Annotated in this window: 11 protein-coding genes; 8 read left to right on the forward strand and 3 right to left on the reverse strand. The window is 73.2% G+C overall.

The features are described from left to right. The 4 genes from nirB (at nucleotide 1) to ISP_RS05685 (ending at nucleotide 4,716) form a co-directional block, all read left to right on the forward strand. On the forward strand, nucleotides 1-2,523 hold the full coding sequence (gene nirB, locus ISP_RS05670) for a nitrite reductase large subunit NirB (protein WP_013223029.1): 2,523 nt from the start codon (nucleotides 1-3) through the stop codon (nucleotides 2,521-2,523). Next, on the forward strand, nucleotides 2,520-2,861 hold the full coding sequence (gene nirD / locus ISP_RS05675) for a nitrite reductase small subunit NirD (RefSeq protein ID WP_013223030.1): 342 nt from the start codon (nucleotides 2,520-2,522) through the stop codon (nucleotides 2,859-2,861). Before nirB ends, nirD begins: the two co-directional genes overlap by 4 nt. After that, complete coding sequence (locus tag ISP_RS05680; protein ID WP_013223031.1) at nucleotides 2,858-3,961, forward strand: uroporphyrinogen-III synthase; 1,104 nt, start codon at nucleotides 2,858-2,860, stop codon at nucleotides 3,959-3,961. Before nirD ends, ISP_RS05680 begins: the two co-directional genes overlap by 4 nt. Nucleotides 3,962-4,053: 92 nt before the next feature. Next, the gene (locus ISP_RS05685; protein WP_013223032.1) at nucleotides 4,054-4,716 is read left to right on the forward strand and encodes a DUF4097 family beta strand repeat-containing protein; all 663 of its coding nucleotides are present in this window, start codon (nucleotides 4,054-4,056) and stop codon (nucleotides 4,714-4,716) included. Nucleotides 4,717-4,805: 89 nt separating this feature from the next. Here ISP_RS05685 and ISP_RS05690 read toward each other — a convergent pair whose 3' ends face one another. Both ISP_RS05690 and ISP_RS05695 read right to left on the reverse strand, forming a co-directional pair. Beyond that, nucleotides 4,806-5,909 carry a DNA glycosylase AlkZ-like family protein gene (locus ISP_RS05690; RefSeq protein ID WP_013223033.1) on the reverse strand — a complete coding sequence of 368 codons (1,104 nt, stop codon included), beginning with the start codon at nucleotides 5,907-5,909 and terminating at the stop codon, nucleotides 4,806-4,808. 9 nt (nucleotides 5,910-5,918) lie between these two features. After that, a complete protein-coding gene (locus tag ISP_RS05695) occupies nucleotides 5,919-6,314 on the reverse strand; it encodes a DUF3224 domain-containing protein (RefSeq protein ID WP_014466631.1) in 396 nt (131 codons plus the stop codon). Between the two features lie 63 nt (nucleotides 6,315-6,377). Here ISP_RS05695 and ISP_RS05700 point away from each other — a divergent pair, with 63 nt between their 5' ends. Together ISP_RS05700 and ISP_RS05705 are read left to right on the forward strand one after the other, a co-directional pair. Next, nucleotides 6,378-7,346, forward strand: a complete 969-nt coding sequence (locus tag ISP_RS05700; protein ID WP_013223035.1) for a helix-turn-helix transcriptional regulator — start codon at nucleotides 6,378-6,380, stop codon at nucleotides 7,344-7,346. Next, nucleotides 7,339-8,148, forward strand: a complete 810-nt coding sequence (locus tag ISP_RS05705) for a uroporphyrinogen-III synthase (RefSeq protein ID WP_013223036.1) — start codon at nucleotides 7,339-7,341, stop codon at nucleotides 8,146-8,148. The genes ISP_RS05700 and ISP_RS05705 overlap by 8 nt, the downstream gene beginning before the upstream one ends. 91 nt (nucleotides 8,149-8,239) lie before the next feature. On the opposite strand, the gene ISP_RS05710 is transcribed toward ISP_RS05705, so the two are convergent. Next, complete coding sequence (locus ISP_RS05710; RefSeq protein WP_034286299.1) at nucleotides 8,240-8,560, reverse strand: MGMT family protein; 321 nt, start codon at nucleotides 8,558-8,560, stop codon at nucleotides 8,240-8,242. A gap of 163 nt (nucleotides 8,561-8,723) precedes the next feature. On the opposite strand from ISP_RS05710, the gene ISP_RS05715 reads away from it, so the two are divergent. After that, on the forward strand, nucleotides 8,724-11,897 hold the full coding sequence (locus ISP_RS05715) for an ATP-dependent helicase (RefSeq protein WP_013223038.1): 3,174 nt from the start codon (nucleotides 8,724-8,726) through the stop codon (nucleotides 11,895-11,897). A 175-nt stretch (nucleotides 11,898-12,072) separates the two neighbouring features. Next, entirely contained in the window at nucleotides 12,073-15,315 is a 3,243-nt protein-coding gene (locus ISP_RS05720; protein ID WP_013223039.1) for an ATP-dependent helicase, read from the forward strand. Nucleotides 15,316-15,382: the final 67 nt, after the last annotated feature.

The following is a 15,382-nucleotide window of genomic DNA, read 5'->3' on the forward strand; positions in this document are numbered from 1 at the left end:
ATGCCCACCTTGGTCGTCGCCGGACACGGCATGGTCGCCCACCGGCTCGTGGAGGCGGTGCGCGCGGAAGACCCTTCCGGTAACTGGCACATCGTCGTCCTGTCCGAGGAGCCGCGCCCGGCGTACGACCGGGTGGCGCTCACGTCCTACGTGGACACCTGGGACCCGGCCACGCTGGCCCTGCCCGGTTCGGACTACGCGGGCGACGAGCACGTCGACCTGCGGCTCGGCGAGCCGGCCGTATCGGTCGACCGGGACGCCCGCACGGTCACCACGGCGTCCGGCGCGGTCGTCGCGTACGACGCTCTGGTGCTGGCCACCGGCTCGCGGCCGTTCGTGCCGCCGGTGCCCGGGCACGACCTGGACGGCTGTTTCGTCTACCGGACCATCGAAGACCTCGACGCGATCCGCGCGGCCGCGGTCGACAAGCCGGGCCGCGGCCGGCGCTCGGCCGTCGTCATCGGCGGTGGCCTGCTCGGCCTGGAGGCCGCGAAGGCGTTGCGGGACATGGGCTTGTCCCCGCACGTCGTCGAGATGGCGCCGCGGCTGATGCCGCTGCAGGTCGACGAGGGCGGCGGGTCGATGCTCCGCCGGATGATCACGGCGCTGGACGTCACCGTCCACACGGGAACGTCCACCGACGCCATCGAGGCCGACGGCTCGCGGCTGCTGGCCAAGCTGGGCAACGGCACCGAACTCGACGTCGACCTCGTCGTGTTCTCCGCCGGCGTCCGGCCGCGCGACGACCTCGCCCGGCAGTCCGGCCTGGAGCTGGGCCCGCGCGGTGGCGTGCTGACCGACGCGTCCTGCCGCACCGGCGACCCGGCGATCTACGCGATCGGCGAGTGCGCCGCGGTCGAGGGCAAGGTGTACGGCATCGTGGCGCCCGGTTACGCGATGGCGGAGATCGTCGCCGCGCAGCTCACCGGCGGTGCCGGGACGTTCCCGGAGCCGGACACGTCCACGAAGCTGAAGCTGATGGGCGTCGACGTCGCTTCCTTCGGCGACGCGCACGCGAAGACCGAGGGCGCGTTGGAAGTCGCCGTCAACGACGCGGTCGCCGGGACGTACAAGAAGCTCGTGGTCACCGACGACGGCAAGACGCTGCTCGGCGGCGTGCTCGTCGGCGACGCCACCGAGTACAACACCCTCCGCGCGCTGGTCGGGCGGCCGCTGCCGGCCGAGCCGGGCGCGATCCTCGCCCCGGCGGGCGGCGGCGCCGCGGTCGGCGTCGACGCGCTGCCCGACGCGGCGCAGATCTGCTCGTGCAACGCGGTGTCCAAGGGCGCGATCACCCAGGCCATCCACGAGGACGGCTGCGACACCGTCCCGAAGCTGAAGGCGTGCACCCGGGCGGGCACCGCCTGCGGGTCGTGCGTCCCGCTGCTGGGCCGGCTGCTCAGCGCGGCCGGTGTCGAGCAGTCGAAGGCCGTCTGCGAGCACTTCCCGCAGTCGCGCGCCGAGCTGTTCGAGATCGTCCAGGCCACCCGGATCACGACGTTCAGCGAGCTGATCGGCCGGTACGGCTCGGGCAGCGGCTGCGCGATCTGCAAGCCCGCGGTGGCGTCCATCCTGGCCACCCTCGGCAACGGGCACGTGCTCGGCGGCGAGCAGATGACCCTGCAGGACACCAACGACCGGTACCTGGCGAACCTGCAGCGCAACGGCACGTACTCGGTCGTGCCGCGGATCCCCGGCGGCGAGATCACCCCGGACAAGCTGATCGTGATCGGTGAGGTGGCGCGCGACTTCGGCCTGTACACCAAGATCACCGGCGGCCAGCGGATCGACCTGTTCGGCGCGACGGTGGACCAGCTGCCGCTGATCTGGCGTCGGCTCGTGGACGCCGGGTTCGAGTCCGGGCACGCCTACGGCAAGGCGCTGCGCACGGTCAAGTCGTGCGTCGGGTCGACGTGGTGCCGCTACGGCGTCCAGGACAGCGTCGGGCTGGCGATCGAGCTGGAGCTGCGCTACCGCGGCCTGCGCTCGCCGCACAAGCTCAAGTCGGCGGTTTCGGGCTGTGCCCGGGAGTGCGCCGAGGCGCGGAGCAAGGACTTCGGCATCATCGCCACGGAGAACGGCTGGAACCTCTACGTCGGCGGCAACGGCGGCACCACCCCGCGCCACGCCGAGCTGCTGGTGTCCGATGTGGACACCGAGACGCTGATCCGGACCATCGACCGGTTCCTCATGTTCTACGTGCGCACCGCCGACCGGCTGCAGCGGACCGCGCCCTGGATCGAGGAGCTGGACGGCGGCCTCGACCACCTGCGCGCGGTGATCGTCGACGACTCCCTCGGCATCTGCGAGGACCTCGACGCGGCGATGGCCAAGCACGTCGACAACTACGCCGACGAGTGGAAGGGCGTCCTGGAGGACCCGGAGAAGCTGGCCCGGTTCACCTCCTTCGTCAACGCGCCGGGCGCGCCCGACCCGGCCATCTCGTTCCGCGAGGAGCGGCAGCAGAAAGTGCCCGTCATGCTGGGAGTTCCGGGCTTTTCGAACAGCGAGGTGCGGCGATGACCACGTCGATCGAACGAACCTGGACGGCGGTGTGCGCGGCGGAGGTCGTGCCGGAGTACTCGGGGGTCGCCGCGCTGCTGGACGGCGTCCAGGTGGCGATCTTCCGGCTGCCCGGCGACCGGTGGTACGCACTGTCCAACTGGGACCCGTGCAGCGGCGCGGCGGTGCTCTCGCGCGGCATCGTCGGCGACGCGGACGGCGTGCCGGTGGTCGCTTCGCCGGTCTACAAGGAGCGGTTCGCCCTCGACAGCGGGCAGTGCCTGGACGCTGCGGACGTTTCGGTGCCGGTGTACGAGGTGCGGGTGCGGGAAGGCGTCGTCGAAGTGGAGAGCCCGTGAGCGATGTGCTCCCACTGGCCGGTTTCGTGATCGGCATCACCGCGGCGCGCCGGGCTGACGAGCTCGGCGCGCTGCTGGTGCGCAAGGGGGCGAGCGTCCGCTACGGCCCGGCGATCCGGATCGTGCCGCTGACGGACGACACCGAGCTGCACGCGGCGACGTCGAGGCTGCTGGAAGCGCCGGTGGACGCGGTGGTGGCGACGACGGGCATCGGTTTCCGTGGCTGGCTCGAAGCGGCCGAGGGGTGGGGGCTGGGGGATTCCCTGCTCGAGCGGCTGTCTTCGGCGTCGCTGCTGGCCCGCGGGCCGAAGGTGACCGGTGCGTTGCGGGCGGCCGGGCTTTCGGAGTCGTATTCGCCCGCCTCGGAAAGCAACGCCGAGCTGCTGCAGCACCTGCTCTCGTCGGGCGTCGACGGGCTGCGGATCGCGGTCCAGCTGCACGGCGAGCCGTTGCCGTACTTCGTGGACACGCTGCGGGCGTCCGGGGCGGAGGTCATCGAGATCCCGGTGTACCGCTGGGTCGGCCCGGTCGACCCGGGCCCGGTGGACCGGCTCCTGGACGGCGTCCTGGACGGCTCGATCCACGCGCTGCCGTTCACGAGCGCCCCGGCGGCGGCGTCGCTCATCGCCCTGGCCCGGCGCACGGGCCGGCTGCCGGGGCTCGTTTCGGCGCTGTCCGGCCCGGTGGTGGCGGCGTGCGTCGGCCCGATCACGGCTGGACCGTTGGCCGCTTTGGGGGTGCCGACGGTCCAGCCGCACCGCGCCCGCATCGGCGCGCTGGCCCGGACGGTGGCGGAGACCCTGGTGGCCCGTTCCCCGCGGTTGCGGGCGGGAGGTCACTCGATCGAGCTGCGCGGCCAGGCGGCCATCGTGGACGGCGAGTGGCGCGAAGTGGCCCCGGCACCGATGGCGCTGTTGCGGGCGCTGGCGGCGTCGCCGGGGCGGGTGGTGTCCCGGCGTGAGCTGATCTCGGCGCTGCCGGGAGGCGGCGAGGAGCACGCGGTCGAGACGGCGATCGGGCGGCTGCGGACGGCGCTGGGGGGCGGGAAGGTCGTCCAGACGGTGGTGAAGCGCGGATATCGGCTGGCGGTCGACGCCTGAGGGTGTCAGCGGCCGTGTCAGGGCGGTGGCCTTCCGGTGTCAGCGCGCCCGGCGATGGTGGGTTCACACACCGAGCCACCAGGGAGAATTCGATGCAGAAGTTCACCACCTCCGCCCCGATCGCCACCGTCCTCGACATCCCGGCCGGCCGCGTCCGGTTCGTTGCTTCCCTTCGTGACGACACCGTCGTTCAGGTTCTTCCCGCCGACCCGGCGAAGAGCCGCGACGTGAAGGCGGCTTCGCAGGCGTCAGTGTCGTTCGACGATGGCGTCCTGCGGATCTCGCTCGAGGCGAAGAACCAGTACTTCGGTCCGTCCGGTGCCGTCGACGTGACCGTTTCGCTGCCCGCCGGTTCGTCGGTCGAGGCCAAGGCCGCCAGCGTGGAGCTGCGGGGCGTCGGCCGCCTCGGCGACGTCACGGTCTCGGGCGCCCACGGCGAGGTGGTCTTCGACGAGGCCGCGAGCCTCCGCCTCACCGCCCACGCCGGCGACGTGTCGGTCGGCAAGCTGACCGGCCCCGCGGAGATCACCACCGGCAAGGGCGACATCCGCATCGCCGAGGCGGCGAGCGGCCACCTGGTCCTGAGCACCCAGGCCGGCAACATCACGATCGGCGCGGCTGCCGGTGTCTCGGCGTCCCTGGACGCGGGGACGACGTACGGCCGGATCCGCAACGCCCTCAAGAACGAGGGCACGGCGGCCCTGACCGTCCAGGCGACCACGTCCTACGGCGACATCGACGCCCACAGCCTGTGAGGCCGGGCGCCGAACGCAGTGAATGACTCATTCCTGACGTCCGATGACAGGAATGAGTCATTCACTGCGTCGGAACCGGCGGGCGGTGGTCAGCCGGCCCAGGTGACTGCGTGCTTCTCGAAGCCCCGCGCCGCCGCCACCCGGGCTGCCTCGGCTTCCGCTTCCTCGCGGACCGCCGGGGGCAGGGGGTCGAAGGCCGTCAGCGTGAACGTCAGCTTCGCGCCGCTGCCCTTCGTGCGCCACGTTCCCGCGATGTCGCCGTCCGCGAGCAGGACGCCCGGGTTGCCCAGCATCTTCCAGACTTCCTTGCGCCGCGCCGGATCCGGGACCAGCAACGCCTTGTCGCGGGCCTGGATGAACGGGTCCAGCGGCGGCAGCAGCCGCACCAGGTCCGGCTCCGGCGGGTTCTCCAGTGCCTCGAGCCGGTCCGCGGGCAGATAGCGCGTCTTGCCCTCGACGTCCACCGAAGCCAGGTCCGCCGGCCACGTCCGGTCGACCACCGCCCGAGCCGTCCCCGCGAACTCCGCCGCTTCGCCCGGGGACGCCGGGCCGTTGAGCCGCAGGTACCGCCCGATCACCGCCGTCGCCGCGGCCGGGTCCGGCGTCTTCCGCAGCCGGCCGCGGCCCTCCAGCGGGGCCAGCGTCGCCGGCGATGCCCCCGCCACCAGGCGGACTCCGGCGTGCGGGGTCGCGATGCGCATCAGCTGCTCCTGGATGTGCGTCGCCTGGCAGCCCCGGCACCACCGCGAGAACGTCGGCGGCAGCGCCTTCGTCACGGCCGTCGAAACCGCGCCCTTCGTCATCGGCTTCGTGACGACCTTCCGGAGCGCGGCGGCCGCCGTGAAGACCACCTCGGTCGCGGCCAGCCCGGTCGCCGCCATTTCCTTGCGCTGCCACAGCATCCGGGCCAGCGCGTCCGCGTCGTCCAGCGGCACCAGCGCGCGGACCGCCTCGGGCAGATCCGCGCGCAGGTGGTAGTGCGGCGCACCGCGCAACGTCCAGGCCAGGACCAGCCGGTCGTCGTCCTCGAGGGACACCGGGCCGTCGAGCCGGGCGGCGAGGGCGAGCAGCGCGGTGTCGCGCATGCTGTCCTGCAGCCCGGCGCGGACGACGGCGAGGTCGGCGACGTCCCGCGCCGAGCGGTGCAGGCCGTGCTCGGCGATGCGGTAGGCGAGTACCTGACGGCGGTCCACGTGCGGCTCCTAGAACGTGTACTCGAACGTGTAGGCCACCTTGTCCTCGCCCATGGCGCCCCCGGCGGTCCCGCTGCCGGTGATCCCGGCCAGCTCGCCGGTGCCGGAGCCGGGCACGACGGTGAACGTCGAGGCGATGCCCTTGGCGTCGAACGTGTACTCGTGACGCACGATGAACGTCCCTTCGCGACCGTCGACTTTGCCCTCGAAGCGTTCGAAGCACGGCGACGTCGTCTGACCGCTTTCGTACCCTTCGCCCGCGTAGTACAGCAGAAGGTCGCAGATCGACTCAGCCTCGATGACGCCTTCGTACGCGAAGGTGGCGTGCGCGTAGGCCACCCGGGGGCCGCCTTCGGTCCCGCTGACGATCTTCTCTTCCCAGTTCTTCGTGGTGAATCCGTTCATGGGGACCACTCTGCCGGGCATACCTGTCAGCTCGTGTCAGGTATTTCTGCCAGAATTCGAGTCATGCGCGCCAGCCGTCTCCTGTCCGTCCTCCTGCTGCTGCAGAACCGCGGCCGGATGACGGCGGAGGAGCTGGCCGAAGAGCTCGAAGTGTCGGTGCGGACGGTCTACCGGGACATCGACGCGCTCTCGGCGTCCGGCGTCCCGGTGTACGCCGACCGCGGCCGGACCGGCGGCTACCGGCTGGTCGACGGCTACCGCACCCGGCTCACCGGGATGACCGAGGAAGAGGCCCAGTCGCTGTCGCTGGCCGGGCTGCCCGTGGCCGCGGCCGAACTGGGGCTCGGCACGGTGCTGGCGGCGGCGCAGCTCAAGCTGTACGCGGCGCTGCCGGCCGAGCTGCGCGACCGCGCCGGGCGCGTCGCCGAGCGGTTCTACCTGGACGTCCCCGGCTGGCACCGCGGCATCGAAAGCCTGCCGGCGCTGTCGGCGATCGCCGACGCCGTGTGGTCGTCGCACCGGATCCGGATCCGCTACGAACGCTGGGGGCAGCGGGTCGTCGAACGGGAGCTGGAGCCGCTCGGACTGATCCTCAAAGCGGGCAACTGGTACCTCGCCGGGCGCTGCGACGGTACCGACCGGACCTACCGCATTTCGCGGGTGCTCGAGCTGACCGACCTCGGCGAGGTGTTCGAGCGGCCGGCCGGGTTCGACCTCGCGCGGTACTGGCAGGAGTGGTCCGAGCAGTTCGAACGCCGGATGTACCCGCGCGTCGCGGTGGTGCGCCTTTCGCCTCGGGCGCAGGCTCTCGTACCGTTCTACGCAGGTTCCGTCGGCGCCCGCGCGTTGCGCGACTGCCGCAACGAGCCCGACGCGGACGGCTGGCTCACCGTGGAGCTGCCGGTGGAGCCGGGCGAACCGGCCATCGGCGAGCTGCTGCGCTTCGGGCCGCACCTGGAGGTCCTCGAACCGGCGGACCTGCGGGCGGAGCTGGCCGAAGCGATCGAAGAGATGGGCGCGTTCTATGGGTGAGCTGAGCGGCACCGCGATCGGCGTGACGGCCGAGCGCCGGGCCGGCGAATTCATCGCCGCCCTCGAACGCTACGGCGCCGAGGTCCGGCACGCCCCGACGATCACCATCGTGCCGCTGGATGCCGACCCCGAGCTGCGCGCGGGCACCGAAGCCACGCTGGCGGCCCCGGTCGGGTTCACGGTGGTCACGACGGGGGCGGGCTTCCGCGGCTGGCTCGACGCGGCCGAAGGCTGGGAGCTGCGTGATCGGCTCGTGGCAGCGCTGGGGGAATCCCGGATCTACGCCCGCGGCCCGAAGGCGGTGGGCGCGGTCCGCGGTGCCGGCCTGCGCGAGTCCTTTTCGGCCGCCTCGGAGAGCAACGCGGAACTGTTCGGAGCGCTGGCCGCGGCCGGGGTCCGTGGCGAGCGGGTGGCCGTCCAGCTGCACGGGACGCCGCTGCCGGAGCTCACCGATCCGCTGGTGCGGGCCGGCGCCTCCCTGGTGCAGGTGCAGCCGTACCGCTGGCATTCGCCGCCGGACGTGACGCCCGTGCACGACCTGATCGCCGCGATCGTGGCAGGCGAACTGGACGCGTTGGCCTTCACGAGCGCCCCGGCCGCGGCGAACTTCCTGACGCTGGCTCGCACGTCCGGCCGCTACGACGAGCTGCTGGCGGCGCTGCGCGGCCCGCTGGTGTGCGCGTGCGTCGGCCCGGTGACCGCGGCCCCCCTGGAGGCGGCGGGCATCGAGACGCTGCAGCCGGACCGCCAGCGCCTGGGCGCGCTGGTGAAACTGCTGGTCACAACGCTCGGCACGGGGTAGGTCGGCTCCTCGCCGCTTCCGGCCCGGTTCCCTTCCAGCTCCCGCCACCCGGCCCCCGGCCGCTTCCGAAGCTCCTGGGCGCAGCCCCGGTCTAAAACAACAACCCCTCGGGCTCCCCCTCTCCGTCCGGTTTCCACCGATACTTCCGCAGGTCGACGCGCTGGCCGTCGGCCAGGACGCCCTCGGCCCGCAGCCGCTCCAGCTGGTCGTGGACCAGGTGCGGTGCCGGGGTGCCGTTCGCGCGCAGGATCCGGTGCCACGGCAGGTCGTGCCCGTCCTCGGCCAGGATGGCGCCGACCATCCGCGGCGACGGCGCGCCCGCCAGGGCCGCGATGTCGCCGTACGTCGCCACCGTGCCGGCCGGCACCGACTCGATGATCTCCCGCACGCGCTCGTGCAGAACGTCGTCCATACCGAACACTCTGCCGCACGGGTACGACACTTTCCGCAGCCGTCCGCCGCACCGAGGGCGGGCTTCACCGTTGTCAAGCGTGCCGGTGCACCACCCGGGGGACCGGGCGTGGTTCCATCGCGGGGTGAACGGGAGGCGAACGGCGCAAGCGGACGCGCGGCTGGTGCGCACGCCGGTCACCGCCACACCCTCGTTCACCTGGGACGCAGGCGCCCGGCGCGTACTTTCCGCACCCGGCGGGTTCCTCCGCGTGCTCGGCGGCCCGGGCACCGGCAAGACGGCGCTGCTGGCCTCGGCCGCCACCCGCCGCATCGCCGAGGGCGCCGACCCGGAGAGCGTGCTCGTGCTCACCACGTCGCGCAAGTCCGCCGACGCGCTGCGCGCCGACATCACGCGCCGGCTCACCGCCGACCCCGAGCAGGCTCGGCCGCTGCCCCGGACCGTCCGCGAGCCGCTCGTGCGCACCGTGCACTCCTACGCGTATTCGCTGCTGCGGCTGGAGGCGATGGCCGAAGAGCTGCCGCCGCCGCGCCTGCTCGCCGGGGCCGAGCAGGACGTCGTCGTCCGCGAGCTGCTGGCCGGCGACCTCGACGAAGAGGCCGAGTACTGGCCCGAGCAGCTGCGGCCGGCGCTGCTGGTCCCCGGCTTCGCCGAAGAGCTGCGCGACCTGCTGATGCGTGCGGCCGAGCGCGGGCTCGGCCCCGGGGACCTCGCCGAGCTGGGGCGCCGCCGCGGGCGCGAGGAGTGGATCGCCGCCGGGCAGTTCTGGGCGCAGTACGAAGAGGTCACGCAGCTGCAGGGCGCGGGCGGCAACGCCCTCGGCGTGGCGAGCGCGCCCGCGCTGGACGCCGCCGAGCTGGTCACCTCCGCGCTGCTCGCCCTGGAGGACGACGACGAGCTGCGCGAACGCGAGCGCACCCGCGTCCGGCACCTGTTCGTCGACGACGCCCACCACCTCGACCCGCTGCAGACCAGCCTGGTCCGGATGATCGGGCACACCGCGGCCGAGTTCGTCGTGGCCGGCGACCCCGACCAGAACGTGTTCTCCTTCCGCGGCGCCGACGCGCGCCTGTTCGCCGACGCCGACCCGGACGGCAGCCGGACCGTCACGCTCACCACGGCCCACCGGCTGGCCCCGGCCGTGCGGCTCGCGGTGGCCAAGATCGGCGCGACGCTGCCGGGTGCGTCGCCGCACCGCAAGATCGTCCCGCCCGCGGGTGCTTCCGGCGGGACCGTCCGCGTCCGCGTGATGCCGACCCCGGCCGCCGAGGCGAGCTGGATCGCCGACCAGCTCCGCCGCGCGCACCTCGTCGACGGGGTGCCGTGGTCGGAGATCGCGGTGCTCGTCCGGTCGCCCGCGCGGACTTTCCTGGTGCTGCAACGCGCGTTGCGCGCCGCCGGCGTCCCGATCGGGTCGGCGACCGAGGAACTGCCGCTGGCCAAGCAGCCCGCGGTGCGGCCGCTGCTGGCCGTGCTGAAGCTCGCGCCGTCGCCCGAACTGCTCGACATCGACCTCGCGGAAATGCTGCTTTCGTCCGCTCTCGGCGGCGCGGACCCGCTGGCGCTGCGGCGGTTGCGGCGCGGCCTGCGCCGGCTCGAACTGGCGGGCGGCGGACAGCGCTCGAGTGACGAACTGCTCGTGGAAGCGTTGCGCGGCGGCGACATCCTCGCCGGGCTGGCCGACGCCGAGGCCGAGCCGGTGCGGCGGGTCGGCGGGCTGCTGCGCGTCACGCACCAGGCCGTGGCGCGCGGCGAGGGTGTCGAGCAGGTGCTGTGGCAGCTGTGGCGGGAAAGCGGGCTCCAGGACAAGCTGCTGAAGCAGGCCGAGCGCGGCGGGTCGCTGGGGGCGCAGGCCGACCGCGACCTCGACGCCGTCGTCGCGCTGTTCGACGCCGCGGGCCGGTACGTCGACCGGCTGCCCCGCTCGAGCGTCGCCTCCTTCGCCGATTACCTTGGTGCGCAACGGATCGCGGGCGATACGCTGGCGCCGGCGGCCGTCCCGTCCGACGGTGTCTCGCTGCTCACCGCGCACGCCGCCGCCGGTCGCGAGTGGACGGTCGTCGCCGTGGCCGGCGTCCAGGAGGGCGCGTGGCCGGACTTGCGGCTGCGCGGGTCCGTGCTGGGTGTGGAGCGGCTGAAGGACCTGATGGCCGGGGTCGACGACGACGCCGTCTCCCAGACCGCGCCGATCCTGGCCGAGGAGCGGCGCCTGTTCTACCTCGCGATGAGCCGGGCGAAGCAGACGCTGCTGGTCACGGCGGTGTCGGGCGAGGACGAGCAGCCGTCCCGGTTCCTCGACGACCTGGAGGAGAACGGCGCCGACGACGGCGGGCTCGACTCGCGGATGAAGCCGCCGGGCCGGTCACTGGTGCTCGCCGAGCTGGTGGGCGAGCTGCGCGAGGTCGTCTGCGACGACAAGGCCGACCCCGCACGCCGTCGCCGGGCGGCGAAGCAGCTGGCGCGGCTGGCCGAGGCCCGCGTGCCCGGCGCACACCCGTCGACGTGGTACGGCCTGCTGCCGGCGTCCAGCGACGAGCCGGTGCACCCGCCGGGCGACCTCATCCGAATCTCACCGTCCACAGTGGAAATCCTGACGAAGTGCCCGCTGCGCTGGATGATCGAGCGCCACGGCGGCAGCGACCCGGCCCAGCTGGCGGCGGTGACGGGGACGCTGGTGCACGGGCTCGCCCAGGCGGTCGCTTCGGGGAGCACCGACGCGGAGCTGCAGGCCGCGCTGGACGAGGCCTGGGTGCGCGTCGACGCGGGCGCGCCGTGGTTTTCCCGGCGTGAACGGCGTCGCGTCGAACAGATGCTGCGCAACTTCACGACCTGGCTGGAGCAGAGCCGGAAGGAGCTCAAGGAAGCCGGGGTCGAGCAGGACATCGAGGTCGAGCTGCCGGCGGGGAGCGAGGACGAGGTCCGGGTGCTGCTGCGCGGGCGGGTCGACCGGGTGGAGCTGGATGCCGAGGGGCGGCCGGTGATCGTCGACATCAAGACGGGCAAGGTCCCGGTGTCCGGCGCGGAGGCCGAGGCGCACCCGCAGCTGGCGGCGTACCAGCTGGCGGTGCTGCTGGGGGCGATCGAGGGCCGCACCGAGGCGGGCGGCGCGCGGCTGGTGTATGTGGCGAAGGCCAACAACAAGACGGGGGCGACGGAGCGGTCGCAGCCGCCGCTCGACGAGGTGGGCGGCAAGCAGTGGCTGGAGCTGGTCCAGAAGGCGGCGGCCTCGGCGGCGGGGCCGGACTACCAGGCCCAGGAGAACCCGGACTGCGACCGGTGCCCGGCGCGCGGGTGCTGCCCGCTGCGCCCCGAGGGGCGGCAGGTGCCAGGGCCATGACCGGTCCGCGCCACCGCTCCGATGCCGGTGCAGTGAATGACTCATTCCTGGCGTCGGATGCAGTGAATGACTCATTCCTGACGTTCGGTCCCGACGCAGTGAATGACTCATTCCTGACCTCCGACGATATGAATGAGTCATTCACTGCAGTGGTGAGCCGCGGCGGAGGGCGCCCGTGAGCCCGCTCCTCATCGCCAACCCCGTCGAGCCCGCCGAACTCGCCGATGCCCTCGGCCTGCACCGGCCGACGCCCGAACAGGCCACCGTCATCGCCGCGCCGGTCGAACCCTCGCTCGTCGTCGCCGGGGCCGGGGCCGGGAAGACCGAAACCATGGCCGCGCGGGTCGTCTGGCTCGTCGCCAACGGCATCGTCAGCCCCGACCGCGTCCTCGGCCTCACCTTCACCCGCAAAGCCGCGCGCCAGCTCGGCGAACGCGTCCGCGCCCGGCTCCGCCGCCTCGCCGGGTCCGGCCTGCTCGACCGGCTCGACCCGACCGGCGGCCTGCGGTCCACTGTGGTCGCCGGCGAACCCACCGTCCTCACCTACCACGCCTACGCCGGGCGCCTGCTGTCCGAACACGGCCTCCGCCTGCCGGTCCAGCCCGGCGTCCGGCTCCTCTCCGAAACCTCGTCGTGGCAGATCGCGCACCGCGTGGTGTCCACCTGGGACAACGAACTCGACACCGACCGCGTCCCGCCGACCGTCACCGCCGACCTCCTCGCCCTGGCCGGTGAGCTGGGCGAGCACCTCGTCTCCACCGAGCAGCTCGCCGAATACACGACGTGGCTCTGCCGCGTCATCGAGAACGCGCCGCGCGCCAAGGGGCAGCGGGCCGCGCTGCCGCAGAAGCTCACCGAAATCATGGCCGCGCAGCACTTCCGGCTCGCGCTGCTGCCGCTCGTCGACGACTACCACCGCCGCAAGCGCAACGAAGGCGCGCTGGACTTCGCCGACCAGATGTCGCTCGCCGCCCAGTTGGCCGGCGGGTACCCGTCGGTCGTGCGGGGGGAACGCGAGCGCTACGGCGCCGTGCTGCTCGACGAGTACCAGGACACCGGGCACGCCCAGCGCGTGCTGCTGCGGGCGCTGTTCGGCGGCGTCGAGAACCCGCCGATGCCGGTCACCGCGGTCGGCGACCCCGCGCAGGCGATCTACGGCTGGCGCGGCGCCAGCGCGGCCAACCTGCCCCGGTTCACCACGGACTTCCCGCGCTTCGACGGCGAACGGCTCGTCCCCGCGCACGAATTCGGGCTGCTGACCAGTTTCCGCAACCCGCCGGAGATCCTCGACCTCGCGAACGCGATCGCCGAACCGCTGCGCGCCCGCGGCCTCGGCGTCGAACGGCTGCGGGCGCGCGAGGGCGCCGGACCGGCGGACATCGCGTGCGCGCTGCTGCCGGACATCCGCGCCGAGCGCGCGTGGGTCGCCGACGCGCTCGCCCGGCGCTGGTACGCCCACCAGGAACAGACCGGCAAGCCGCCGACCGCCGCGGTGCTGGTGCGCCGCCGCGCCGACATGGCCCCGATCGCCGCCGAACTGCGGGCGCGCGGGCTGCCGGTGGAAGTCGTCGGGCTCGGCGGCCTGCTCGACGAGCCCGAGGTCGCGGACCTCGTTTCGACGCTGAAGGTGCTGGCCGACCCGCTGTCCGGGAGCGCGGCGGCCCGGCTGCTGACCGGCGCGCGCTGGCGGCTCTCGGCCGCCGACGTCGCCGCGCTGTGGCGGCGGGCCGGCGAGCTGTCCAGCCCGGAGAAGCCGGACACGCCGGAGCTGGTCGTCGAGCGCGTCGAGCAGGCCGGGCTGATCGACGCCATCGACGAGCCGGGCGACCCGGCGCGGTACTCCGACGAGGGGTACAAACGCATCCGGCGGATCGGCTGGGAGCTGGCCGCGCTGCGGCGGCGGCTCGACCAGTCGCTGCCGGAGCTCGTCGCCGACGTCGAACGCACGATGCTCCTGGACGTCGAATCGCTGGCCCGGCCGGGCTCCGCGGGGCGGGCGCACCTGGACGCGTTCGCCGAAGTCGTCACCGACTACGCCGAGACGGCGCCGACGGCCACCCTGTTGTCCTTTGTGGACTACCTGAACACCGCCGCGCACGCCGAGGACGGGCTCACGCCGGGTGAGGTCGAGGTCGTCCCGGACCGGGTGCAGGTGCTGACCGTGCACTCGGCGAAGGGGCTCGAGTGGGAAGTCGTCGCCGTGCCGCACCTGGTGCACGACGTGTTCCCCGGGCGGCGGCGGTCGTCGTCGTGGCTGCGGACCGCGACGTCGCTGCCGGCGAAGCTGCGGGGTGACGCCGAGGACCTGCCCGAGCTGCGGATCGCCGAAGGCTACGACCGCAAGGAAGTCCAAGAAGGACTGGAGCTGCACGAAGCCGGGTTCGTCGAGCGGGAGCAGGCGGAGGAACGGCGGCTCTGCTACGTCGCGCTGACCCGGTCCGAGCACGCGCTGATCGTCTCCGGGCACTGGTGGAACGAAAGCAGCAGCCGGGTCAAGGGGCCGTCGGAATTCCTCACCGAGATCGCCGACGTCGTGCGCGAGACCGGCGCCGGGCAGCTTGCGGAGTGGGCGCCGGAACCCACCGAGGACGACGAAAACCCGCTGGTGTCGGACTCGCGGGCGGCGCGCTGGCCGGTCGATCCCCTGTCCGACCGCCGCACCGGCGTGCAGACCGGCGTGGAACTCGTGTCCGAAGCGCTCGCGTCGTCGCCGGACGAGGAAGCGTCCGAAGAGGACGACGACCCGGACGGCTGGCTGACCGACACCGACGTCCTGCTGGAGGAGTGGGCGCGCAAGGACGACCACGTCAAGCTGGTCCCGTTGCCGTCGCGGCTTTCGGTGAGCCAGCTGGTCGCGCTGGCCGACGACGCCGCCCGGCTCGCCGCCGACCTGCGCCGGCCGCTCCCGGTGGAACCCAACAGCTTCGCCCGCCGCGGCACGGAGTTCCACGGCTGGCTCGAACGCCGGTTCGCGGGCGACCAGCTCATCGAGATCGACGACCTCCCGGGCGCGGCCGACTTCGGCGAGGCCCCCGACGCGGACTTCGAGGAACTGCAGACGGAGTTCGAGAAGAGCGAGTGGGCGTCGCGGGTCCCGGTGGCGGTGGAGGTGACGTTTTCGGCCGACGTCGAAGGCCTCACCCTGCGCGGCCGCATGGACGCGGTCTTCGCCGACCCCGAAGGCGGCTGGACGGTGGTCGACTGGAAGACCGGCGCGGTCCCGCCGGAGTCCCGGATCCCGGCCCTGTCGGTCCAGCTGGCGGCCTACCGGATGGCCTGGGCGGCGCTGAAGAACGTCCCGGTGGAGCAGGTCCGCGCGGCCTTCCACTACGTCCGCGCGAACCGCACGATCCGCCCGGCGGATCTCTTGGACCCGGAAGCCCTGCGCAGCCTCCTCCGCGACATCCCCGAGGCGTGATCCGCGGGTCGACACGCGTGATTGAGAGGTCGACACGCGTGATTCGGGGGACGACACGCTGGGTTGG

It is taken from the genome of Amycolatopsis mediterranei (genome assembly GCF_026017845.1).
Taxonomy (GTDB): Bacteria; Actinomycetota; Actinomycetes; order Mycobacteriales; family Pseudonocardiaceae; genus Amycolatopsis; species Amycolatopsis mediterranei.

Bases quoted from the DNA above. Each gene is read 5' to 3' on its own strand.
- nirB (WP_013223029.1), top strand. From the start codon at position 1: ATGCCCACCTTGGTCGTCGCCGGACACGGCATGGTCGCCCACCGGCTC.
- nirD (WP_013223030.1), top strand. From the start codon at position 2,520: ATGACCACGTCGATCGAACGAACCTGGACGGCGGTGTGCGCGGCGGAG.
- ISP_RS05685 (WP_013223032.1), top strand. From the start codon at position 4,054: ATGCAGAAGTTCACCACCTCCGCCCCGATCGCCACCGTCCTCGACATC.
- ISP_RS05695 (WP_014466631.1), bottom strand. From the start codon at position 6,314: ATGAACGGATTCACCACGAAGAACTGGGAAGAGAAGATCGTCAGCGGG.
- ISP_RS05700 (WP_013223035.1), top strand. From the start codon at position 6,378: ATGCGCGCCAGCCGTCTCCTGTCCGTCCTCCTGCTGCTGCAGAACCGC.
- ISP_RS05705 (WP_013223036.1), top strand. From the start codon at position 7,339: ATGGGTGAGCTGAGCGGCACCGCGATCGGCGTGACGGCCGAGCGCCGG.
- ISP_RS05710 (WP_034286299.1), bottom strand. From the start codon at position 8,560: ATGGACGACGTTCTGCACGAGCGCGTGCGGGAGATCATCGAGTCGGTG.